At 54.7% G+C, this 819-nt stretch carries 1 protein-coding gene; it reads left to right on the forward strand.

Annotated elements, in window-relative coordinates:
- Positions 1-264 precede the first annotated feature (264 nt).
- Positions 265-819, forward strand: a 555-nt coding sequence (locus tag P7F28_RS07915; RefSeq protein WP_306805828.1) for a sugar kinase, incomplete at its 3' end; no start/stop codon positions are given.

Genomic DNA, 819 nt, shown 5'->3' on the forward strand with positions numbered 1-819 from the left:
CTTAGGAGACAGAGGTGCTTGCATAGCGCGTACCGAGCACTTGACAGGCCGGGCAGGCCTCCGTGGCGGCGAGCTATTGTTACCGAGGGAGCAAGTTAATCCACTTACCCTTTCAACGTGCAGTGCCTGGTTGGAAAAGCTGCTTTCTTTGATTACTTTCTTTGCAGCAGCAAAGAAAGTGATCCCCCCGCCGGGGAGGCGGCTACTGAATATCAAGCACCAACAGCCCAAACAGCACCCCATCAAAAAGGATCCCAAACCAAAATGCCACCCCCAAAGCAAACCTCAATAATGACAATAGGCGAAATCCTCGTAGAGATCATGGCAACCGAACGAGGCCAATCGTTCCGCGCCCCGGGCACCTTGACCGGCCCCTACCCCAGCGGCGCCCCAGCAATCTTCATCGACCAGGTAGCAAAAACCGGAAGCCCCTGTGCGATGATCGGCTGCGTAGGAAACGACGACTTCGGCGCATTAAATACAGAACGCCTGCGCACAGACGGCGTCGATACAACAGCAATCGATGTAATCGAAAACGAAACCACGGGCAGCGCCTTCGTCACCTACCGCAGCGACGGCGAACGCGATTTCATCTTCAACATTGCCAATAGCGCGTCCGCAAAGTTGTCCGTGGAACACGTAACCGAAGCACGTTTAAAAGACTGCGCACACTTTCATGTAATGGGCTCATCGCTATTTTCAGCGTCGATCGTCGAGGCCGTCACCAAAGCAGTTCGAATCGTGAAAGCACAAGGCGGGAGCATCAGCTTCGATCCCAACGCCCGCAAGGAAATCCTCAATCGCCCTGCAATGCGTCAG

The organism is Caballeronia sp. BR00000012568055, from assembly GCF_029439455.1.
GTDB lineage: Bacteria > Pseudomonadota > Gammaproteobacteria > Burkholderiales > Burkholderiaceae > Caballeronia.